This is a genomic window from Roseibacillus persicicus (assembly GCF_014651675.1).
Lineage (GTDB): Bacteria > Verrucomicrobiota > Verrucomicrobiia > Verrucomicrobiales > Akkermansiaceae > Roseibacillus > Roseibacillus persicicus.
In genome coordinates this window covers 123,514-147,142 of sequence record NZ_BMXI01000017.1, presented here as the reverse complement: position 1 = coordinate 147,142, position 23,629 = coordinate 123,514, and the positions used below count along the sequence as shown (strand labels likewise).

Genomic DNA, 23,629 nt, shown 5'->3' with positions numbered 1-23,629 from the left:
GGAATCCTGAAGGGGGTCGTAACCCTTCAGGCCTATCTTTAGGTGATTAAACATCGGGGACATGATGGCTTTATCGCCTCATGTCCCCAATCTTTGATGAAGAGCCCGAAATCACGGTTTCGCTTGTTTCGCTTGTTTCGCTTGTTTCGCTTGTTTCGCTTGTTTCGCTTGTTTCGCTGTTTTTGAAATCGATTTCTTTACTGCTCAGGCTCTTTCAAGAACTGAAGATACTCCGGATTCACCACCGCGTTTTTGAAGATGGGATTGTCTTTCCAGAGCTCGTAAGTCGGCCGCAGTGACTTGGCTGATTCGGGTTGTTCGCCTTTGTCACCGGATTCTTTGATCCAATCGTCGAGAATCTCACGATGCCTTTTCAGCTCGGCCGCGAACTCAGGGTCGTCGGCGAGATTGTTGATTTGATGAGGGTCAGCACTCAGGTCGTAGAGCTCTTCCTCAGGACGCACTCCGAACCAGTGCTTTTCCTGATAGGCCGTTAGTTTGCCCTCCTGATGCAGCCGCTTGAGGTCTTTCACCGCAGGACTGTTGTCACGATACTGGGGCTGCAGCAGGGTTCGCTCGGGGTAGTAGTTGCGGAGGTAGCGATACTTCTCAGTGCGCACGGTGCGGATTCGGTCGATGGTGTAGTCGCATCGGTCGCGGGCCGAGACCACGTAATCACGAGGCTCGTGGTCTGTCGCAAAAAGGTCGCGCCCGTGGAAATAGTCAGGGACCGCAATCCCGGCCAACGCCAGCGTGGTGGCAGAAATATCGAGCCCGAGAACCAGCTCATCCCGAACCGTGCCAGCCTTCAACGCGGGGTGCTCGCCCTGCACCATCAGCGGAACATGCACTCCCCCTTCATAGCAAAATTGCTTGTGACGGAAAGACTGATTGTTGCCGTGATCGGAAAAGAAAAAGACGATGGTATTCTCCAGCTCTCCGTCCTTTTCTAGCTGAGCCAAGATATCCTCGACCTGCTTGTCGGCTCCCCGCGCGGCATTGTAGTGAGCGGTCCATGCAGCCTGCAGTTCAGGAGCCTTGGGAAAATAGGGAGGCAAAGGCACCTCATCCTTGGCGAGCTTCTCCCCTTTGCGCACATGCCTGGCGTTCGCCTTTCCTCCCCAAATCATGATCTGTCCAAACCAGGGTTCGCCCTCGGGGCACTCGGTCCAAGTGTGCTCGGTGAAGGTGTTGATGGGGTCGGCCTTGTTCCCCTGCCAGCCGTTCATCCCCAACTCATACTTGGCACTCGTTCCGACCGAATAGAGCGCGCGCCGATCGTAGTGAAAGTTGTAGTCATCTTTCCCCGCATTGAAAGTGAAGTAACCCGCCTCGCGAAAAAGCTCGGGCACCGTCTTCATTCCCTCCGGCAGATGAATGCGGTCCTCCTCCGGGACGACCTTGCCATCCGGTCCGCGCGAGGAACGATGCTGATGAGTCCCCGTGGTGGTCTGATAGACGCCGGTAATCATGGCCGAACGACAGGCCGAACAAACCGGCGCAGGCATATAGGCTCGCTTGAAAAGCACCCCGTCTTTGGCAAACTGGTCAATCGCGGGGGTCTGCCCCTTGTTGATCGGATCGTCGTAGCACCCCATGTAGGGCGAGAGGTCTTCTGAAAAAATCCAGAGGATATTGGGGCGCTCCTGAGCCCCCAAAGAACCGAACAGACTTCCGACAAAGGCGATGAGCAGGGAACCGCGCATGAATCTCATAGGTAGACTCCTACGCGAAACTCCCCCTGCTCCTACCATTAAAATGGCCTGCGGTCATCGGGCCTACTACTTGGCCCGGCGGGGACCGAAAGCGAAGCTCGCCGCGCCCACCGCCAGCAGAAGCAAAACGACCACGACCCTGAAGGTGTCAGCGGACCCCGACTTGCCGAGCTTCATCCCCAACTCCAAAGGCTTGCCTTCATCCACCCGCACCGAACGACGGAAGACAAAGACCCGACCCTCCTCCGGCACGGGGACCGAGATCGCTTGCGGCGCGGGCTCGGTCGCCTTCTGGTGCTTGACCAGCCGGTCGGCAATGCGGCGGAGAAAGTCGTTTTCCTCCCGAGAGTTTCCTAACAGAAGCTGCCCCAGCTCTTCGGGTCGGAAGTTGACCTCCCCTTGCAAAATCCCGTTGGATGCCGCCGCGATTTCCAGTTGGCTATTCCGCAAGAAGGTCCCTTCGAACGCGTTGTCGAGGTAGAGCCGCTGACGACGCGAGTTGAGCCCGGCCATCACCTGATCGGTCTGCACTCGGTTCAACTTCACCCGCGCATCTTCATTGGTGGCATCGTCGAGATTGTAGTTGTTCGCGACGTTCTGATAGAGCTGCAAGGCCTCGGCCTGCTGACCGGCCTGCAAGAGACTGTCGGCCTTGTCGAAGGCTTGTTGAGCCTTTTTCTTTTCCATCAGGGTCCGAGTTTGAATCGACGAGAGGTAGGAATCCTTGCGGAAAAACTTCTGTCCCTCCTCTTCTTTCAATTCCAGGTCGCCTGCAATGTCGTCGAGCTGATAGCCCTCCGGCACAATCACGCGCCACTCGATATTTTCGAGCGGAACCGAGATTTCGGGGCTGCGCAAAGCGAGCGCCTTCCCAGCCGTTCCGTTGACGGTGTAGGCAAATTCCACCTCAGCAGAGCCACCTCCCGAACCCGGAACGACATAGAACAGATAGCCCGCGCCATCCCGCACCACGCTCACGCTTTCGCCATTCACGAAGACATTGAAGAGCTCTCCCTCAGTCTCGAAGGCGATGCGCAGAGTGCTCCGCTGAATGACATCCAGTTGCAACTTCACCGCAGTGAGAAGGTCCCCCATAGGCGAAACCACGGTCGTCAGTTCACCCTTCGAGACCCGTAGCTTAAGCGCCTCCGCAACGGCATGGCGGGCCACCGAAACCTGCAAGGGAGCTCCACCAGAACGCAGTGCCAGTGCGGGGATTCCCCCTGCTCCCGCGTCCCGCAATTCGCTGGGAACGGCAGTCCAGTCGAGACGATACCACCCCTCGGGCAGATCCCCCAGGGTGACCTCTAGCTGCGCTCCCGCCCGCAGCGCGACATAGGATGATACTTGGCGCAGTTCGGGAAAGACGAGCGTTTGCACCATCTCGGCCCCCTCGGCTCGCTCGCCGGTGCGCTCCCATTCGATGCGCACTTGCTGGCTACCAATGACGCGGCGCTTGAAGCCAATCTCCCACACCCCTTCCTCACCTTCCACTGGAGAAATTCCACTCACTGCCGAACCGCTGGCTCGCAGGGTCTTGGTCATTTCTTCCGTAAGATTGGGGAAGCGAACCAGCACCCGACGCACCGCCGCGTTCTCGACTTTCAAGGAAGCGATCACGAGGTTTCGGGTCTGCCCTTCGCGCAGGGTCACCTCTTGCAAGACCTGCCCCGTGACCCACGGGTCCAGCTTCTCAATGCCCAACGACAGTTCCCACTCCTTTTGCAAAAGGCGGAAGGCGAGAGCCGCCCCATTCTTGTCCGACGCTCCTGCTGAGCGGGGATCGATCTCGGAAACATTCTTTCGGGAGAGGGTGCGGAGACGAATCCCCTGCTCGGCCCGCACCACCAGCTGACCGGTCTGGCGGGCCGCCTCGAGAATGGTAAAGCGAGGCACACTCCAACCGGCATCCTCTTCTTTAGCTACTTCTTCTTGTTCTTCATCGTCACTCAGGAGGCCCGCCTTGGCCAACACGAGGGCAAAGGCATGGCTCCCCAGAGTCTGTCCCTTCAGGTGGACGGTCACGGTGCGCTCTTCGCCTTCCCCGCTCTCGTTCCAATGACTGAGGGCCTCTCCGCTCAGGGACTCGACCTCGAAACCATCGGGCACAGGGAAACTGAACCGGAAAATCCCTGCCCGCGTAATCTCCACCTTCACATTCACCTTCAGCAACAGGCGCTCCGCCCCGAGCGAAAGCAGTTCATCGGTCTCGACTCGAACCTCGGGCGCAACCGGCACCATTTGCAGTCGTGCTTCGGCCGCTTCGCTTCCATAGCGGTAGGCACGATGGAGAATCTCAACTCCTTCGCGCAAAAGTTGGGAAGGAAAATCCGCCAAATTGACTTCTAACAGACCGTCGACCTCGATGCGCTCGGCTTGGGCTTCTCCCCGGAAGGCGATTCCGAGGGTTCCCAATTCCCGCTCTCCGCCGAGGACCCGCAGCGGCTTGACCGCCAGATCAAGAGGCAAAGAACCGAGACTGCGTTGGGTAATGACGACGAGCGAGAAGGCCGCAGATTGCGGCTCCCGCAGGTCCACCACCAGCTCCCGGCTTTCGGCGCTAAAACGCCAATCAGCAACCGGCCCTTCGCCCACGTTGCTCACCGCCAGGCCCTCTGGCACCATCATCTTGAGCTGCCGAACCACCCCTTGCGCAGGCTGAATGGAAACCTGGTGACGTCCTTCTAACAATCCTGGTCCGGGGATATAGGCATTGGCGACTTCGACGAAAAAGGCCGTCTTCTCCTTCAATGGATCCCGCTCACGCAGCTTCATCACGACAACCGCTTCGCTACGTGGCAACAGGATCAGCCGGGCTGAACTCGTGCCCTCATCTTCACCTTCGACCACTTGCGCAGCGCTCTCACAGGAGATTCCCCAGCCCGACTTGTTCAAGGTCACTTCCAGAGATCCAACCGCAGAAACCGCAGTCGGCACCCGCACGGCCGCAGGATCCTGCACCATCTCGTAGGAAAACTGAGCCCGGCGGACCTTGCTGTCGGACTTCACCAGTTCGGGTTGGCGCTCAGTCTCGCCCTCGATAACATCAGCCGGCGGCCCTTCTTCGAAGAGCGCGATCACGGTTAGCAAGTATCCGTCCTCATCCGAACTCAGGCGAAGACCCTCTCCCGAAAATTCTTTCAAGGTCACCCCACTGCGCAGGAAGCGGAAGGTGTCGCCTTCCTCCCCCACGAGAGTCAGCTCCGCTTCAGCGGAAATGCGATGTTCGTCCACCGTCCACTTCTGCACGAGAGTCTCCGCCGCCGGAATCTCCTCCGCCTTCACCGGTTGCCCCAAAAACAAGCCACCCGCCAGCAAAAGCAAAGTGGTCGCCGCGACTGAGGGACCGTTGTTGGAATCACCACCCTCGTCAGGGTCAGTCTTGGTCCGCTTGGCCCGAGGCTTCTGCGCGAGAACCTTCCACCCCACACCCAGCACGACCAGAGCGAACAACAGGAAGAACCAAAAGGCACCTCCCTCCATCCACAGGCAGCCAGCGCCCGCGAGCAGGATTCCGCCAAAGGCGTGCCAGCGTTCCTTTCGGCCGATGACGCCATAGCCCAGCCAAATCAAGCCCGCGAAAATAATGCTGATGCTGGTCCAATCCCATTGGGAACGGGCCTTATCAAAGTTGCTGACCTTGGCCTCCACCACCTCGCCGGGTGCCAGCACCGGAACCCCGATGTCCAGGTGCGAACTCGCTTCCACTGGCGTATACCAAGAGGCAATGAGCAAAAGAACGAGCAGCGCCAGCGAAAGACCGAGGATAATTCCACCCGCAATTTTCGTCACCCGTCCGAGAGCCACCGCTCCCGCCACCAGGGCCATCACCGCAATCGTAGGCAAGAGCCCTTCGCCCCCCACCCAATCAAATCCACTCACTCCAGCCTCCAAAGCCGTCGCTTCTTCTCCACGCAAGACCAGTTGCCGGCGCTCATCACCTTGGATATTCCACTCCGTCTTCAGGACCGGAGCCGCGACGGAAGGCAGAACCAACTTGGGATGCGTCGGGCTGACCGCCGCCCGACCATAGCGCACTTTCACCTCCACGGTCTCGTTTGCATCGGCTCCCGCAGGAAGAGGAACGAGGGTGGCATCCCCATCTTTACGTGCATTGACTGCCTCGCCATTGACTCGCACTTCCCAGAGGCGAACCGCCTCCGGCAAGCCCAACCGCAGAACTCGGCCGCCCCGCGTCTTGACACTGTAGACCGCATCGGTCACCACTTCGCCGTCGCGCGAGATTCGGCTTTTCGCTTCCGCGAATTCCACCACTTGCTCCACCGTTTCTCCGGGCTCGTACCACTCGATGTTCATCGCCAACTCGAAAGGGCGCTCGGTATACTGATAGACCGCCAACGAAGGTGCGGAGCTGGAGAGCCGGAACTCGGCGGGCAGCTCAAGAGCATCCAACTTCAACAAGCCATCGCTCGCTTGCGCGACCTCGGACTTGACCTGCACCGGACTCACCACTTGCACAAATCCTCTTTCACCCCGGACGCCCAAAGGCTCGACCCGCCCCGGACGGACTTCTCCCCCCTGCGCTCCGACCACTTCTTCGCAGGTCAAGAGCAGGGTATAAAGGCCGATGACCGGCTGTTGCAAAGTCACGATCACTTCATTGCCTTCGCGGCGCCAAGTGCGGACATTCTGACCATCGACAGCCACGTTTCCTGCGTTCTCAGGCACCTTCAGTTTCCACTCATCCACCGGGCTTCCGGTGATGAAGTAGTTGACCACCACGCTGCCAAAAGCGGTACCATCCTTGAGCGAATAGAGGTGGAAGACATCCGCCTCCACACTGCGGGGCAAGCGCTCAACATTGAGGGTCGCCGACCAGTCGCGCTCCCGTTCGCGGAAGGCCAACTGCAATCCCTCGGGGCGTTTGGGAAAAAAGGACAGCGGCTTTTCGGCCAACTTGTCGACGCTGCCAATGGTCACGCGAAACCCGGGGGCACCGACCACTCCCACATCGCCGCGCACCGCCTTGGCATTGGGGTGAACCAGTTGCGGCAGAACCCACTCGCCTTCGCTCACCGGCTCGTTCTTTTCCAATTGTAGAGTGACCAACTGACGGCCAGTGACCTCCTCGGAGAAAATCACCCTTAGCACCCGGCGTCCCTCCTGAACATCACTGCCCACCACATAGTCCCCCACCTTTGCCCCGCTCACCGAGACCACCGAATAGTCGCCCGGAACCTCGATTTCCCACTCGCGCAGAGCGGCCTCGCGGATATCGAGTTCGACGTCTGCCGCAATCGCGCGGTCGCTATCACCCAGCTCGTAGACGAGGGTTTCGGCGATGCTCACCTCCGGCGAAATCTGGGAAGCTTGCAGCGAAAGCGCATACTCGTTGGTTGGGAAGCGATAGACGAATTGCTGGCGAGCCTCGATAGCCTGACCGGGAAATTCGTCCGGAGCCAACTGCATCAAGCCCTCGGCCTCGGCGACCTCCAGGCGAACCGCACCCTCGTTGCGCACCCGCAGGTAACCCGCATGACGGACCGTACCCTCGGGATTGAGGCGGAGAGTTTGTGATTCGACCGGAAAGGCGGCCAAAGCGACCTGACTACGCACCTTCAACCGCACCTGCTTCTCGATGGCCTCACGGAACCGCACCCGCAGGCCAGCGTCGTTGCGCTCCCAGGAAAGAACGTCCTCGCCCTCCACGGCCAAGACCTCTCCGGGTCCATCGATGAGCAGAAGGACCTCCTCCAACTCGCCCTGTAGAATCCGGAGCCCCAGATAACTATCCTGACGGAGGAGACCAGCTCCCACCTGCACATCGACGAGACCTTCACTGGAGAAAAAGAGCGCGCCATCCTCCTCTTCGCCCGCCTCGGACCAACCGAGAGAGACCTGACCGGAGGAAGGAACATAGCCCTGCCAGCGGCCCTCTGTTAGAACGGGTTTGACCGACAGCTCTTCGGAGAACTTGACCTGATCGAGTCCGGTCAATTCCACAGGCAACACGGTGGTGGATGGGATGGTGAACGAAAGATGGCTTTGGTCGGATTCACGAACAAGCTTGGCCACGAAGGGCAGGCTCAACTCATAGCTTCCAGCCTTTTCGGCCTCGACGAAGTATTGCCCATCCTTGACAAAAAAGCGCAGCCCCGCGACCGAGGGCAGTTCAGAAACCGCCGCCCCTCCCCGCAAAAGAGGGAGACTCACCTCGTCGGCATGGGCCACGAGCGAACCTTTCAGGAAGAAAGTCGCGGACTCGGATTCTTCATTGACTTCACCTGTTAGAGACGCCCCCAAGAGCTCAAACCTGTCGACCGGAATCCCGTCCCGGCGAACGATGAGGTGAATTTCCCCGCCGGTGGTGGTGACCAACTTGCGGCTGACCGGTCCCGCTCCCAGCAAATTCTGCCAACCCGTTTTCTCCTCTTGTTTGCGCTCGGGAGTGAGGCCAATGAGCTTATCGAACTCCGCGACCGAACCAGCCTCGACGGAGACAGTGAGTTCCGATTTAAAGCCCACGCTATTGCCCGGGCCGAGGTTCCACATCCAGCAGCTGTTAGGGAGTTCTTCGAATTCCTGTTCGGCAGCGATGCGAAAGCGGTAGTTGTCCTGCGGAGCTTTCACCGTGATATCGAGGAAGGCACCGTCCGGCCCCTGGCGCGTGGCCCAACTTTGCAGTGGGCTTTCGCCTTCGAGGGCATACTCCACCTGCGAGACCTCGCCTCCTCCCAAGAGCGCGAAAGAAAAGGTCTTGGGCTCGCCTTGAATAACCTTGATGGAGATCTCGGAATTGTGAGTGAGGAACTCGCCGTTGACCGTAGTTTGTTGCTCAACGATGGCCGAGTAATAGAGAGGAACTTCGACCTTCTCTTTCACATCAATTTTCACCGACGCCTCATCAGCCCGAACGAAGGAGGAGAGGATTAGGAAGAGCGGAACAAGTTTTCGGAATTTGGAACGAATCATAGTTGTTAGGGTTGGAAAGTTGTTGATTGGAAAATTGAGAGATTAAGAAAAGACAGCCGCAGTCCCCGCGTCAGCCCACACGAAGAGAAAGAGCAAAGCCGCGTTAGCCCCATTGGAGCGAGGGAGCATATCGTGGGGTGCATCCTTGGGGAACCGACGGCGACAAATTCGAGACCAACGGGTGGCGGGTGGCCTCTGGCACATTCCCAAAAGATCCGTCTCAAAGCCTACGTCAGCCCCAACGGGGCGGAAGATGATAGCCCGGGGCAACGCCCTGGAACAATCAAGGTGACGAATTTGAGACGAGCGGGTGATGGGAGAGTTCTGGGACCTTCCCAAGACGTCCCTCGCAAAGCCAACGTCAGCCCCAACGGGGCGGAAGATGATAGCCCAGGGCAACGCCCTGGGACAATTAAGGCGACGAATTTGAGACGAGCGGGTGATGAATGAGTTCTGAGGTATTCCCGAAGTCGGTTTGGAGATGAACTGCCCAGCGCAAGCCTGAGACCTCTCCCTGTCACCGGCTGGCGCAGGTTCGACGTTTCGTTCGGTCGCAGCGGGAGGCGTGAGAACGAACAAATCACCCGCTTGCTCCCCCTCTCCTCCCCTACCAACCCCAGGGCGTTGCCCCGGGCTACCTTCGTTCGCCCCGTTGGGGCTAGACGGTTCGGTGTTTCGCCGGAACGCGGCGAGAGAAGAAAGAAGGAAGGCTCCCTTCTCACAACCGCTATTCATAAAAAGAGAGACAAATCCACGTCCAGCCCCACCGGGGCGAACGATGATAGCCCGGGGCAACGCCCCGGGACAATCAAGGCGACAAATTTGAGACGAGCGGGAGATTGGTGAGTTCTGAGACCTTCCCAAGACGTCCGTCGCAAAGCCCACGTCAGCCCCAACGGGGCGAAAGATGATAGCCCGGGGCAACGCCCCGGGACAAACAAGGCGACGGATTTGAGACGAGCGGGTGATGGGAGAGTTCTGAGACCTTCCCGAAGTCGGTTCGGAGATAAATTGCCCAGCGCAAGCGTGAGACCTCTCCCTGTCACCGGCTGGCGCTGGTTCGACGTTTCGTTCGGTCGCGACGGGAGGCGTGAGAACGAACAAATCACCCGCTTGCTCCCCCTCTCCTCCCCCACCCAACCCAGGGCGTTGCCCTGGGCTATCTTTGTTCGCCCCTTTGGGGCTGGACGGCCTGGGTGAACGATGTTGGACAATTTTGCTCATTCGAGTTGTTTGGCTTTCTCGATCATCACTTCCAATTCCCCCACCCTCTTTTCCTTCGGAAACAGGCCTTTCAATTGGCGAGCTTCTTCTAACAACTCGTCCCACTCAACACGTTCCCCAATGGGACTCCGGGCGAGCTTTTCGGCAACGAGACCGGCCACACTGGCCAGGCGCACCTTGGAATCGGCCTCGCTCAAATTAGGTGCTTCGCCTTGATAGATAATCTCCCATTCCCGTTCCACCATCTCATTGCTCGCCACGTCCAAGAAGCGGACGCGCGCCACCCCCAAGGGGCCTTCTCCATCGGGCTTCACCTCGACATGATAGAGCGCAACTCCTTCCTCTTCCGCCGCCATCTCGGCAGCGTCGACCGCATCGTTGCGGAAATCTTCTTTCTTCAACTCATGTTTCTCAAAACCGTAGAGACGCCACTTGCCCACCCGTTCCGGATTCCACAGAACCTGAACTTTCACATTCTGGGCCGCCGGACGCAGGGCACCGGCCACTTGCTTGGCAAAGTCCGCGCCGCTCTCCTCGGTGCTGCCCAACAGATAGTAGCGACCGTCACCTTTGCGAGTGAGCGCTTCTAGGATATCGTCATTGAGCCCCTCGACCCCCACACCGCAGGCATCAAAGGCCACCCCTTCTTCGCGCATCCCCTCCACCAGGGTCATGAGCTGTTCGGGAACAGCGGTTCCCAAATTAGCAATCCCATCGGTGAGAAGAATCACCCGGTTTTGAGCGCCATCCTCGTAGTGCTCCAACGCTTTGGCACGCGCCAGCTTGAGAGCTTCCTCGACATTGGTGCCTCCTTCGCTCGGGGTCTCGCGAAGAATCTTCAAGAGCTTCTCCCCTTCTCCCCCGTCGACAAAATCAGCCAACAAAGAGGGCGTGCGGGAAAAGCCCACAAGGGTCACCTTGTCGCCGGGATTGAGCTGCTCGGTCAACACTCGGAAGGCCTCGTCAACGGCCGAAGCACGGTCAAGCCGCTCCATGGAACCGGACTTATCCAACACCACGGTCAAGCGCAGCGGAACCCCGGCCCCCCGACCAGTCGCGGCGGTCTGGAGAGAAATGCGCAGCAGGTTGCGTTGCGACAAAGAAGGATGAGCCGCCTGCTCCATCGCCACCCCCACCCGTTCGCCGGGCAAAAGCTGGCGTTCACCATACGAGAAGGCATTCACGAATTCCTCCACCCGGACCGTCTCCGGCCACTTGCCTTGATCGAGAGCGGCCTTCGCGAGCTTGAAACTGACATCGCTGACATGCAGCGAAAAGGTCGAGTCCGCTTGGGTCGCGGCATCCTTCTCGTCCATGGTTGAAGTCTCCTCCGCCACTCTGACCTTCTCAATCAGCTTCTCAATAATCTGATCCGCCAGATCCAGATTACTCACGGTATTTCTCACCACGATCACTCCACTCTCCTCGAGATAACGCACCGAAGCCCCGTCAGGAAAAGACACCCCCGAGTTCTGCAAAGCTTCCACTTCAGAAGACAACTCCTCATCTTCACTGGCAAAAGGATCTTCCTTCGCAGTCGTCGTCGCTTCCGCCATCAATGCCTGATATTCCTCGGGAGAAATCTTCCAAGTGCGAGTCACCAAGTCAGCAGAACCACTGGAACTGATCGGAAGGAGGGTGATGACGTCTTCATCAATACGATAGCGCATTCCGGTCTTGTTTGCGACGTACTCCAGAGCGGTCGCGAAGGGCACATCTCGCAGACGAAGAACATCAATACTCTTTGAGGTTGGGTCTGCACCTAAAAGCAAAGATTCTCCACCTCGATCCCCTTCAAGCCCCAGGAACTCAGGCGACGACCCCTTCTCGACCACGATTTTGAGTTTCTTTTTTGATGGATCAGGATCCAATTCGAAAGCCTTGAAGTTTAGAAACTCTATCGCGTCTTCCAGTGAAGTTTCTCGAAACTCAAGATGCGGAATGATGATATTCTCCAGCTTGGAAGCGGTGGTCGAAAACCCCTTTGGGTTCTCGCCGTAAGTCAGATTTCCAACAGGACTTCCCTGTTGCCTCAACCTAGCCAACTCCTCTTTCTCAGCCTTGAGTTCTCGCTCGAGTCGAGTCGCTTCCTCGGGATCTCCCGTGGCGGCCAGCTGCTCTCGGATCATCTCATAGTTCGTGTCCAAGCTTTCCTTCAAAGTCGCAACAGCGCTATCGAGGTCATCGCGTAGTCCGGCGATTCTCTCCCGTTGGCTCACCATATCGGGATGATTCTGGGCAAGCCCAGACGCTTTCAGCGCTTCCGCTTTCCTTTTGGTGGCTAAGTACTCAGCATGAAGACTCCGAACCGAGTTATTATCAACTGGCAACTCGGCCGCGTAACGGAGGACTTGCTCCTCATCTAAGGTTTTGAGCTTGTCCAAATAGATTCTGTATTGGTCCCGAGCCTTCTTCATCTCGAAGAGGTTTCGATCCGCCATTTTCGCCATGGAGGATTCCATCGATTCCGGGCTCTTTGATGATCCTTCAAAATACGGCCGCCCCGTGATGCGAACGATGGTATCGAGCACCTTCCGTTTCGCTTCGACCTTTTCCTTTTGAGCATCGACCTCTGCATTGATGGCTTCCAGCTGCGACTCCGCACGCTTGGCCTCCTCCTCGAGCCGACGCTTCTGAAACGCAGAGCTCACAGCGCTGGCAATTTCTTTCGCGACTTTCGGGTCTTTGCTCTTTCCCTTAATTTCGAGCAAGTCCGTGCCGGGTCGTTGCGAGACTTCAACACTCCTTTTCAGGCGCTTCACCGCATCGTCTTTCGACAGACCCCACTTCTCAGCAAGACCATTCTCCTCGACTGCAACTTCCAAGGTCTTGGTGGATCTGACGACCTCTTCTTGAGTATCAAAAAACTGACGACTTTGTTTGATACCCAGCGTACTACCAAAGTCCTCGTTAGGTGAAGTTAGCTGCAGAACCGCCTCGCTTTCATAACTGCCCAATCCTAAAAACCCCGATTTTTTCTTGGGGACTTCTGGCTTGTCGTGAATGACAACGGGCGCCTTAGGGGCACGAAGCCCTACTCGTTCTGCGGAGTGCTTCAACTTCAACTCCTGCAAATCAGCGAGCGAACTTTCATACTCGCGGGCTGCTTCCTTGTAGTCATGCATCTCAGTAGCGAGCTCAACAAGTTCCTCTTCCGCTTTGCTGGAAGAACGAGCTCTAGAGAGAGCCTGCTCCTTGGTCGCGACTTTTTCTTCAAGTTCGGCGATACGACTCTCTAACTCCTTGGGAGAGACGTCCCTTGTGCCCATACTATTAGGTAATTCGGGTGGTTCGTATTCGGTTGGAAACTGCTGACCTAGCTCCATGCCTGTCGCTGGGGTCACGGGAAAAACTGAAAAATCATTCGCTAGCCCACCTGTTGTTGAGTCGTTTAAAAGACGATCAATCGCATTTCGGTCACTTCCATTCGTCCCCGAGCCCCCCAATTGAGCCTCTCCAGTCGCAAAGAAGCTTCCGGCAACGACTCCTGACAGGTCGAGATTGGAGCGCACCATTCCTTCTTCCTCTGACAATTCCTGTCGGAGCATTCGGTCGCCAGCCTTCGTATTACCTGCAATATTGACTCGACCATTTTTGAATTCCTCGAGATCCGACTCATTGGAGTCTTCTCCTGCCAACCAAGCAAACCCCAGTTCATCCGTGTTCGCCTGTCTCTCATCGACAAACTTCGTCTTTATGTCCACCGTATCGCCCCCTCCGTCTCCATATTGGTCGGCGATCTGATCAACGAGGTCGATATTCTCGGCGGTGTTCTTGACGACAAGTTCGCCAGTTGAGGGGAGGTAGCGAGCGGTGGCCCCTTCGGGAAGGGTGACACCCATATCGCTGAGAAGTTCCGAAGCCGATTGACGGGCTGACAGACCTTGGGTGGGTTCTGGTTCTGCGGCGAAAGGATCGCTATCCGCGAACGAAGCAGCCAAGTCTGACTTCATCTTGGCCATGGCATCGGGAGGAAGAGCGAAACGCTTTTCCAACAAAGGTTCGCCATCGGATTCGCCAACGACGCGCGCCCCGACAAGGGCTTTCTGGCGCTCGGCCTCGGTTCGCAATTGAAGTCCAGCTCCACCGAACCCGCCGTCACTGGCAAAGGGGTCTTCCTCGGCGGACAGATCGCTGTCGATACCATATCCGACTTCGTTTCTCGTAGGGGCCTGTTTCACTTGCGGCCTATCGCCCCCAGTAAACACGCCGGCCAGAGCAAGAGGCTCGTCCTTCGCATCATCTCCCGCCGTTCGATTGGGGTCGTTGAGAACGCCATCGATATTGCTTTTTCCGAGGGCAAAATCTCCCGAACGCAGCCCTCTACCGGCCACCACCCCCGTATCACTAGCTTTGGCATCGAATCCTCGTTCGGCTTCCGCCATCAGAGCCGGGGTCTCATCCGCAGCCCGAGAGGGAGTTCTCTGCGTAAGCGATCTCCGAAGAGCGGCCACTTCATTCTTTTTCCCAGCAAAGGCATCCTCATCCCCGCCATATCCCCAGCCGGTTCCAAAGTCCGCTCCATCGCCAAGCTGAGTGGCATCAACTTGTTGGCCGGGTTGGGGAACAGGGACGGCTGAGGGTGAAACGGTATTTGCCGCGATGACCTTTGCCATTTCCGAGGAAGGGGCTGAAGGCTTTCTAGCGGAAGGTTCCCGGAAGCGTCCCAAGCGGGTTTCGATCTCGGCCTCCAATTGGGCCACACTTTGATTTTGGGCCAAACTGGTATCGGAAACTTCTTCCTCGAGAAGCTCGCCTGCAGACTCGTAAGCTGGCGATGAAACAAGGTGCGCACGCGAACTCTTCATCCGCATTGGCACGAGGAGGCCCAGTAACAGGCAGGCCACGGCGATGAGAGCGGCGTGCTGCCAAGGATTGAGCCCGAGGAACCTAACTCTTTTCTTAACCGGAAGCACGATGGTTGCTTGCTCTTCCGCGAGCTTGGAAAGTATCAAATTGCGACGTTCGCCCGATAGCTTCCACTGGTCCGCATCGGAGCCAGGCTTTGCAGAGCGGGCCTCTCCAATGAGACCGTGAACCGCTTCCATTCGGCGGCGAAAGACCTGAAGTTCGGGGTTCTCCTCGCAAAGACGATCCACTTCCTCGCGCTCGAAGTCGGAGGCTTCTCCTAAAACGACGGCCACGATGCGGGCTTCGCGCGCGGCGTCTCCTACAATTTCGAAGTCATCTTTCATGGGTTTGGGGGGTGGGGTTGGGAGAGTTTTGGTCAGAATTTACAGAATGAGACAGAATTGGGGCGAGATTCTGTGGGGGTGATTGAGTTTGGGTCGGGTTAGGACGGGGCTTTGTGAGTCGAGGGACAAGATTGACAGGATGAGACTCGAATTTTTGAGATGGTGAGTAGCTGGCCTGAAAGTCTCCTTCAGAGAGCTTTGGTTTTTGAGTCTTTGGTTTTTTGGTTTTTCCAGACCAAGCCGCCTTGCAGTTTTCGAGAAGCCTCACCCCAGCCTCCCTTCCACTCCCACTTTGCGGAGTCCGTCGGCGAGGCCTTTGAGGACGTGGTGGAGGCGATAGCCGACGTTGCCGACGCTCATCTTGGTTCGTTGGGCGATCTCCTTGTAGTCGAGACCCTCGTAATATTTCAGCCGCACCAGCTCGCCATCGCGGTGGGCGAGGTCGGCAATGAGGAGCTGGAGTTGGCCAGCTGCCTCCAAGCGCCCCAGAACTTCGTCGGGAGCCTCGCGCTCGTCGTCTTGATTCTCAGCGGCGGTTTCATCGAGCACCTCGCGCTTGCGCTTCCGGATTTCGTTGAGGGCCTTGTTGCGAATCGCGCGATAGAGCCAGGCCCGGGGATTCTCCACCTCTCCGTAATTTTCGAACAAGGCCAGAAACCCCTCCTGCACGATCTCCTCGGCCAACTCGCGGCGTCCCATCAAACCGTATGCAAAGCGCACCAGCCCCTCTTCCTCCGCGTCGAAGACCTCGCGCATGGTGGGCTTGGGTGGCGCGGTTCCGCCCGGTGATGGTCCCGTTATGAGCATCACATTTGAGGCGGTTGCGTTCGACATACGTTCATCCTTTCATTGCTAACGACACGCGGCGGGAAATCTTCTTGGGATAATTTAGTAAAAAAAATGACTTTTCTTTGCTAGGAATACGTAGAACTAACAGTTACTCACAAAATCACTAAGCCTTATGAAGTGGAAGTCAGTCATCCCCCTATTATCAATATCTCTCCTGGTCAGTCTATCAGCGGAATCCCGAATCTGGACAACCAAAGATAACAGAACCGCCGAAGGGGAACTAATCACGGCAACCAAAACTGAAGCCATTATTCAGTTCAAGGGTCAGAAAACTTCCCGCGCAATCGCTCTCGATACGCTATCGGAGAAAGATCAAGCCTTTGTGACCGCGTTTCGCGACAACGGAGGTGCTGTCGACCCCAACTTTGACGAATCGGAATTTGACGAAAAAAGAGAAACAAACGAGGCGTCCGAACGAGGTAACGAACCGTCCTTGGGAGAGATTCCTGATAACTTCGATGATGAATGGCCCAAGTTGGTAAAGTCCCCTGATAACGTCCAAGTTGACTTCGTTTCCTCAGACGAAGAGGCGAAAAAGTATACTTATCATAGCGATCACTATGAGTTCATTTGTGATGTTCCCCTCAAGCCGCATTTGGTTGAGAGGTTTGCAGTCATGTTTGAGGGCACGAGGGAACTTTGCCGTGTTATGCCAATTTCCACCAAGAAGGCTCACTTGTCCGGAGAGGACTTTCGGCACCGGATACTTTTATTTGAATCAGAGGCCACCTACTTCAAAAACGGAGGCCCTCCCGGCTCAGCGGGAGTCTTTATGAGCGGCAGAGGCGGTGACGTGGTGATGGTTCCCCTCACCTCCCTGGGGGTCAAAAAGGTCGGCTCGTCCTACTCGGTGGACTACGGGGAGAGCAACAATACGCTCCCCCACGAATTGGCCCACCAGTTGACCGACCCATGCTACTACGCCCACGGAGCCCGTGGCTGGTTCTCGGAAGGACTCGCCGAATACGTGGCGGTGACGCCCTATCGCTCGGGCAATTTCATGGTCTCGAAGACTCTGCGGGCAGCCAAAGATTACGCCACGGAGTACGGCCGGGAGGACAACGGGGGCCGCGCGCTCGGCGACGAAATCAAGGCTCCTGACCTGAAGAGCTACATGCTCCAGTCCTACGGCTCCTTCACAGCGAGAGCCAACTTCAATTACGGCCTGGGCTTGCTCATCACGACGTATTTCTTCGAGATGGAAGGCGGCGGCGATCGCATCGCCATCACTGCCTTTCTCAAGGCTCTGCGCGAAGGGAAAGAAGGTGAGGAGGCCCTCGAAGCGCTCCTCAATGGTCGCTCCTTCAACGAACTCGCCTCCGACATCTCGAAGGGCTGGAAGTCAAAAGGGGTCGATATCGAGTTTGCGATGTCTTCCGAATAGCAGCCTGTGGGCTCGCCCAGGGCCTTTTTTCCCACCCGACTTGGCAGAATCCCGCTCATGGGATTTGCCTGCTGATTGACGTTTTCTTTCTAAGAAAAGAGTGCTTCATTGCGGAGTGAAAATTTTTGACCGCGAACAGCAGGTAGCCTTGCGGGTAGGCTCGATGATCTTACTGGGATTTGCCGGTTTCATCGTATTCATCTGGGTTTGCGGTTACCTGCCGGGCACCATTGGCCGGACCTTCAGTCTGATCACGGGGTTTCTCTGGACGCCGCTCATCATGGAACCAACTCTGGCCCTGATGGCGTTGATGATTATTCTGGTCCTGAACCACCATCGTCGCAAGAAGGAGGGCCCCGAGCTGGTCTATCTGGAAACGGTGGACGGCCCCGAGGCCAAGCAACTCCCCCCGCACTCCCGCTCGGCAGCCTTTTCAGAAGAGCCGCAGCCTCCGAGCGGCGATGAGATGGTCGCGACCATTGAAGGGATGATGGCTGTTGGAGATCAAAAGGAAGCGCAACGACTGATGTTGGAACTTCCCTCGGATCTGTTGGAAAGCGAGGAAATCGTGGCCGTGCGTTTGCAGATGGCCCAAGCCAACAGCGACCCCAACCACATCCGGGGTCTCTCTCGCAAATTGCGGGAGCTCAATCCCGACCATCCCCTGCTCGGTTAGAAACCTTCGGCTCCAGAAATAGCCGCTTCTATCGACTGAGCTCCTGCTGATTTAGAACGCGGAAGCCGGCCGAGTGCAGCACATTGGCGGCAAAGTCCCCGTCATCCAGGTGAAAGGCCATTAAAGTGAGGCCGCGCGGGTGCGGCAGGAGCCCGTAGGCAAAATCGATGTTCACCTCGGCACATCGCAGTGTATCCAAGCATTTGATCAGCTCTTCCCCCACCTCACGAAAGCCAACCACCACCAGTTCGCAGACGGTGTGGGGAATGCCTTTTTCGATAAAAAGAGCTTCGGCAGTGTCCGGATCACTGAGAACGAGGCGCGCAATGGTCGCATCTCGCGAATCCTGCACACTGAGACCCAGGACCTCGATGTGGGAACGTTTGAGCAGATTGGTCAGCGACACCAGCGCACCGGCCCGATTCGCAAATAGAACCGAAAACTGGCGGACAGGCTCTCCGGGGGGCAAGATTTCTCCTTTGACAACCATTGATGCCCTAGCCCTTAACTTAATTTTCCCCGAAAGGCCAGAGGCGGCACTGACAACGGGATGGCTCAGGAATGGCCTCCTGCTGGAAAACATTAATCTGGATCCCACCCCCGGTATTCTGGACTCTTCCAGAAGAAATGCCCGACCTCTTTGACGACGAAGCACAGCCCAGCCATCGCCCGGATCTGGCGAAGCAGCCTCTTGCCGCACGGATGAGGCCCCGGACATTGAGCGAGGTCCGCGGGCAGGCCCATATTTTGGCAAAGGGTAAACTGCTTCGCCGCGCCATCGAGGCCGACCGCTTCACCTCCCTAATCTTCTACGGACCGCCCGGCACCGGCAAGACCACCCTCGCCACCGTCATCGCACAGAGCACGGGGTCGCGCTTCGAGTCCCTCAATGGAGTAGAATCCAACGTGGCTGAAATCCGCGCAAAAATCGAACAGGCCGCCTCTTGGCAGAAACTACGAGACGAAACGACCATTCTCTTCATCGACGAAATTCATCGCTTTAACAAAGCCCAGCAGGACGTCCTTCTCCCCCATCTCGAGCGTGGGACCGTGCGCTTCATCGGCGCCACCACCCACAATCCTTACTTCTATATCAATTCCCCGCTGGTCTCCCGCTCGCAGGTCTTTCAACTGGAATCCTTGGAGACCGACGACATTGTTGCCTTGTTGCAGGATGCCTTGCGGGACAACGAACGCGGTCTCGGTGGCTTCCCCATTGAGGCGACTGACGAAGCCCTCCTTCATCTGGCGGAAAAGGCAGACGGAGACGCCCGCAAGGCCCTCACCGCCCTGGAGCTCGCAGTCAGCGGAGTGGATTTCGAAAAGACCGACAGCTATCAAATCACTCTCTCGGTTGCGGAGGAATCGATTCAAAAGAAAGCCGTCCTCTACGATGCTGATGGCGACCAACATTACGACACGATCTCAGCCTTCATCAAAGCCATCCGGGGCTCCGATCCTGATGCGGCGCTCTACTGGTTGGCCAAGATGATTACCGCCGGGGAGGATCCCCGTTTCATCGCCCGCCGGCTCGTCATCTCAGCCTCGGAGGATATCGGCCTGGCGGATTCCAGCGCACTGCAAGTTGCGGTTGCCGCCCAGCAGGCGCTCGAATTCGTTGGAATGCCCGAGGGGCGAATTCCCCTCGCCCAAGCTACCGTCCATCTCGCAACAGCTCCAAAGTCCAACTCCTCCTACGCGGCCCTGGGAGAAGCAATGAAGGATGTCGCGGAGGGCAAGACCCTCTCGGTCCCCTTGCACCTGCGCACTCGCTTCCGCAAGCAACTCGCCACCGACTCGGGAGCGGACACGGCGGCTATGAAGTATCTTTACTCGCACGACTTCGAGGGCCACTACACGCCACAAGCTTACCTCCCCGAGGGCAGAACTTACTATAAACCTAGTAGTAACGGCATGGAAAAACGAATTGGCGAACGGCTCGCATTTTGGAAAGAGCAGTCCACTGGAAAGAAGTAGCTCCCGCACACGACCATGAGGCCAATATTACGACTCTTCTTTTTCCTCTCCCTCACGCTTCTTGGTGCCGCCCAAGACGTAACCCCGACCGAACGGTTCGCCTTAAAGAAGCTGGAAGGGAAGACTCTCTCTTTCCATGGATTCGAAGGGGTCGAGTTTACTCTCGGCTCAGGGGCGCTGGCACGCGTCGTCTTTCCCCGAGAAGCAGCGGAAGACCGCCCCTGGATATGGAGGGCTCGCTTCTGGGGCCATCAACCAGCGCTCGATATCGCTCTGTTAGGGAAAGGCTACCACGTCTGCTATTGCGATGTCGCCAATCTTTACGGAAGTCCCCAAGCTGTTGCGAGATGGGACGAGTTCTACCGGTTTTCGCAAGAGCTCGAACTTCACCCCAAGCCTATTCTGGAAGGAATGTCTCGGGGTGGACTGATTGTATTCAACTGGGCGAAAGCCAATCCAGAAAAGGTCAGCGCCATCTATGGGGACAATCCTGTCTGCGATATCCGTTCGTGGCCTCGGGGGAAGTCCGCCAAAGACTGGGAAGGCTGCCTTTCTACCTATGGAATCAGTGAAGAACAAAGCGTTGAATTCAAAGGCAACCCCATCGACGGTCTCGAAGAGCTTGCCGCGGCCAAAGTCCCCCTCTTTTTCGTCCTCGGCGAAGCAGACGAAGTCGTCCCAATCGAAGAGAACGCTCTCATTCTCTCCAAGCGCTATCAAGCGCTCAAAGGCTCTGTAACGATCTGGCGCAAGCCCGGGCAAGGTCACCATCCCCACGGCCTTTCTCCCGTCGAGCCCTTGGTCAAGGCCCTTCTTGAATGCCGGAACTAGGCGCCCCTGATCGGCAAGTCGTCGCGTCAAACGCGGAAAGCAAGCCTGTCGCCACAGTCATTTACTCCCCTTCAACCCAGCCAAACATCATGGCGAGACCAAGGAAAACCATCAACCAGAACAAAGCCCCGATCACGATCCAGACCCAGTTGGCGGCGGTCAAGTTACTGTTTTGCTCTCCCTCCGGATCTCCGCAAGCCACATTGGCAACCAGCTGCGCCTTCCAGAGACAGAAGCCAATAATGGGACTCACCAATAGCTGAACCAGGTCCGTATAAGGAGAGCCAATGGACTTTGCCGAAAGACGGCCTGTCGCATTTTCTGTGATCGAAAGAACAACACAGAGGGTGGCAAACCCTGTTAAGGAGGCCACATCCTTTGCCCCGGCGGCACGGGCCCCGGATTCGAATTGCCCGAACAGGTTGTGGGTGAAGAAAATGTTGAACCAAGCTCGCATCACCGGCCACATCCCCTCTCCCGTTTTGGCCTTGTAGGTGGCCCATTGCTTATAGAACCAATAGAGCCCATAGAAACCCGAGGTCGCCACAAACAGAATCCAGAACTTCCGCGAGGAAACGACATAGAACAGAGCCTCTCCCTGCTCGACCTGAGGTGCGATTTCAGCTTGGGGAGCTTGATAAGGATTGGAGCTGTCCATTGTAGAAAATCAGACTGCGAGTGCTTCTTGCGCCAGCTCCCGAGCACGCGTATCGGCGGCAAGAATCTCTTCCAAAGTTTGCCCCTGATGGGAGGCCAGCCTTTCCATGGTCGATTCCACCACCTCAGCAATACGGGTGAAGCCTAGCTGCCCTCGGACAAAGGCATCCACCGCCACTTCATTGGCAGCATTGAGAACCGCCGGCAAACAACCTCCTGCCAGGCCTGCTTCGCGAGCGAGTCTCACCGCAGGAAAAGCGTCTTCCCTTGCGGCCTCGAATTCCAGCTTGGCCAGCTCGGCAAAGTCAAGGGGCTTCAGCCCGGTTGGACAGCGCGCGGGCCAAGTGACCGCATACTGAATCGGGAAGCACATGTCCGTGGTGCTGAGCTGGGCGAGCACGCTGCCATCGAGGTATTCCACCATGGAGTGAACGATGCTCTGCGGGTGCACGATGACATCCACCTTCTCCATTCCGACTCCGAAAAGCCAGCGGGCCTCGATCATCTCCAGACCTTTGTTAAACATAGTCGCGGAATCGATCGTTATCTTCTGCCCCATCGACCAGGTCGGATGCTTCAGGGCTTGCGCGAGGGTCACGTGCGCAAGCTTTTCCTTCTCCCAAGTCCGGAATGGTCCTCCCGAAGCGGTCAAGATCAGCCGACTGATTGAATCTCCCCGCTGGCCTTCGAGGCATTGAAAAATAGCGTTGTGCTCGCTATCGACCGGAAGAACATTCACCCCCTTTTCGCGAGCCGCAGTCATCACGATCTCTCCCGCCATGACTAGAATTTCTTTGCTGGCGATGGCAAGGTCTTTGCCAGCTTCAATCGCGGCCAGTGTCGGGAGTAGACCCGCGGTGCCCACTATCGAAACCAGAATCATATCGGCATTGGCGAGCGTCGCCAACTCCATGAGCCCTTCCGCCCCGGCCGAAACATTGCCTCCGGGCAAGAGTTCTTCCAAAGCCGAACGACGACTCTCGTCATAGATGCAGACGTCGCTCACTCCGAACTCCTTCGCTTGCGCCGCAAGCTCTTCATGGCGTGTCCCCGCAGCCAAGCCCACGACCTGCATCTGGTCCGGTCCCAACTCCCGCGCAACCTTGAGCGCACTCTCTCCAATAGAGCCCGTGGAGCCCAGGATCACGACGCGTTTACCGGTAAACTCTTTCATTAGGAAACGAGTTTCAGGAAGATCCAGGCCAAAGGACCAGTGAAACAAATACTATCAATCAGGTCCAACACCCCACCAATTCCCGGTAAAACGTGACCGGAATCCTTGGCGGCAAGGCTCCGCTTGAGGAGAGACTCAGCAAGGTCCCCCGCGACAGCGCCCAGGGCCACCACTAAACCGAGAAGAGCGAGAATCCAGCCCTGTGGCAACCAGGCCAGCTGATCCGCGCCCCCAAGGGTCGCGGCCCACCGAACCAGCCAAATTCCGACTTGTGCGACCAAGAGTGCCCCGAGGAAGCCCTCCCAAGTCTTGCCGGGGCTGATGTGGGCAATCATCTTATTTTTCCCAACCAAGCTACCCACCGCATAAGCGCCCATATCGGTAAACTTGGTGGCGGCAATCACCATCAGCATGAACCATTGCCCCTCGCGTGGAGTCGGTCCCGCATTGGCCAGCCGCATCAACCCTCCACCAAACATCAAGCCGAGAAAAATCAGACCCAGCACCGCGACCGAAACCGAAACAATGGCCTCGCTCCCCTCGATAGGACGGCGAAATCGCACCCCGAAGCTCCCCATCACCACCAACAGAATGGCGACCCACTCGGCATCCTCGGCGACATGCTCATTGCTGCTCAGGGAGTAGACCCACCAGCCCAAATAGCCCGCTCCCACTATGATCATGGCCCAGAGACACCAGTCGTCTGCTTGCCCTTTCCAAAGCTTGCGCCATTCCAGAAGACCCAGCACAGCCAATACGGCAATGGCCACCCCTACCGCAATCGCGTTCGCGCTCACAAAAACACCGATAACCACAGCCCAAACGACCAGGGTGCTCAAAAGCCGGGCGCCAAAGACGCGGGACTTTGTCTCTTTCTTTTGTTCGTCAGCCACCTTGCCACCAGTCCACCCTACCGAACGCGAGGCCGCAACGCCAAAGCGTGCCGCAATCGATACCGCGCGAAGTTTTGGAAAAAAAAGTGCCACCGCGCAACTTTCTCCGCATCGACAGGTT

Annotated in this window: 12 protein-coding genes; 4 read left to right on the top strand and 8 right to left on the bottom strand. The window is 57.3% G+C overall.

Going from position 1 to position 23,629, the window contains the following annotated elements:
* Nucleotides 1-197: 197 nt before the first annotated feature.
* From IE099_RS17795 to IE099_RS17780, 4 genes are all read right to left on the bottom strand, one after another.
* Complete coding sequence (locus IE099_RS17795; RefSeq protein ID WP_229809575.1) at nucleotides 198-1,715, bottom strand: sulfatase family protein; 1,518 nt, start codon at nucleotides 1,713-1,715, stop codon at nucleotides 198-200.
* A gap of 66 nt (nucleotides 1,716-1,781) precedes the next feature.
* The gene (locus IE099_RS17790) at nucleotides 1,782-8,648 is read right to left on the bottom strand and encodes a hypothetical protein (protein WP_189573054.1); all 6,867 of its coding nucleotides are present in this window, start codon (nucleotides 8,646-8,648) and stop codon (nucleotides 1,782-1,784) included.
* Nucleotides 8,649-9,868: 1,220 nt separating this feature from the next.
* Nucleotides 9,869-15,067, bottom strand: coding sequence for a YfbK domain-containing protein (locus tag IE099_RS17785; RefSeq protein ID WP_189573051.1), 5,199 nt, complete (start codon nucleotides 15,065-15,067; stop codon nucleotides 9,869-9,871).
* A gap of 264 nt (nucleotides 15,068-15,331) precedes the next feature.
* Entirely contained in the window at nucleotides 15,332-15,901 is a 570-nt protein-coding gene (locus IE099_RS17780) for an RNA polymerase sigma factor (RefSeq protein ID WP_189573048.1), read from the bottom strand.
* Nucleotides 15,902-16,028: 127 nt separating this feature from the next.
* Between IE099_RS17780 and IE099_RS17775 the strand changes: the two genes are divergently transcribed.
* Both IE099_RS17775 and IE099_RS17770 read left to right on the top strand, forming a co-directional pair.
* On the top strand, nucleotides 16,029-17,300 hold the full coding sequence (locus IE099_RS17775) for a hypothetical protein (protein WP_189573044.1): 1,272 nt from the start codon (nucleotides 16,029-16,031) through the stop codon (nucleotides 17,298-17,300).
* Between the two features lie 115 nt (nucleotides 17,301-17,415).
* Nucleotides 17,416-17,976: a hypothetical protein gene (locus tag IE099_RS17770; RefSeq protein WP_189573041.1), complete on the top strand. Its 561-nt coding sequence runs from the start codon at nucleotides 17,416-17,418 to the stop codon at nucleotides 17,974-17,976.
* 28 nt (nucleotides 17,977-18,004) lie between these two features.
* On the opposite strand, the gene IE099_RS17765 is transcribed toward IE099_RS17770, so the two are convergent.
* Nucleotides 18,005-18,466 carry a hypothetical protein gene (locus tag IE099_RS17765; RefSeq protein ID WP_189573038.1) on the bottom strand — a complete coding sequence of 154 codons (462 nt, stop codon included), beginning with the start codon at nucleotides 18,464-18,466 and terminating at the stop codon, nucleotides 18,005-18,007.
* A gap of 137 nt (nucleotides 18,467-18,603) precedes the next feature.
* Between IE099_RS17765 and IE099_RS17760 the strand changes: the two genes are divergently transcribed.
* Entirely contained in the window at nucleotides 18,604-19,953 is a 1,350-nt protein-coding gene (locus tag IE099_RS17760) for a replication-associated recombination protein A (RefSeq protein WP_189573035.1), read from the top strand.
* Between the two features lie 15 nt (nucleotides 19,954-19,968).
* On the top strand, nucleotides 19,969-20,784 hold the full coding sequence (locus IE099_RS17755; protein ID WP_189573032.1) for an alpha/beta hydrolase family protein: 816 nt from the start codon (nucleotides 19,969-19,971) through the stop codon (nucleotides 20,782-20,784).
* 61 nt (nucleotides 20,785-20,845) lie between these two features.
* On the opposite strand, the gene IE099_RS17750 is transcribed toward IE099_RS17755, so the two are convergent.
* Genes IE099_RS17750 through IE099_RS17740 form a run of 3 tightly spaced genes read right to left on the bottom strand, consistent with a single transcriptional unit; the run spans nucleotide 20,846 to nucleotide 23,601 of the window.
* Nucleotides 20,846-21,442 (bottom strand): hypothetical protein, encoded by a 597-nt coding sequence (locus tag IE099_RS17750; RefSeq protein WP_189573029.1) that lies wholly within the window; start codon nucleotides 21,440-21,442, stop codon nucleotides 20,846-20,848.
* 9 nt (nucleotides 21,443-21,451) lie between these two features.
* Complete coding sequence (locus IE099_RS17745) at nucleotides 21,452-22,615, bottom strand: 1-deoxy-D-xylulose-5-phosphate reductoisomerase (protein WP_189573026.1); 1,164 nt, start codon at nucleotides 22,613-22,615, stop codon at nucleotides 21,452-21,454.
* Nucleotides 22,615-23,601, bottom strand: coding sequence for a phosphatidate cytidylyltransferase (locus IE099_RS17740; RefSeq protein ID WP_189573023.1), 987 nt, complete (start codon nucleotides 23,599-23,601; stop codon nucleotides 22,615-22,617). Before IE099_RS17740 ends, IE099_RS17745 begins: the two co-directional genes overlap by 1 nt.
* Nucleotides 23,602-23,629: the final 28 nt, after the last annotated feature.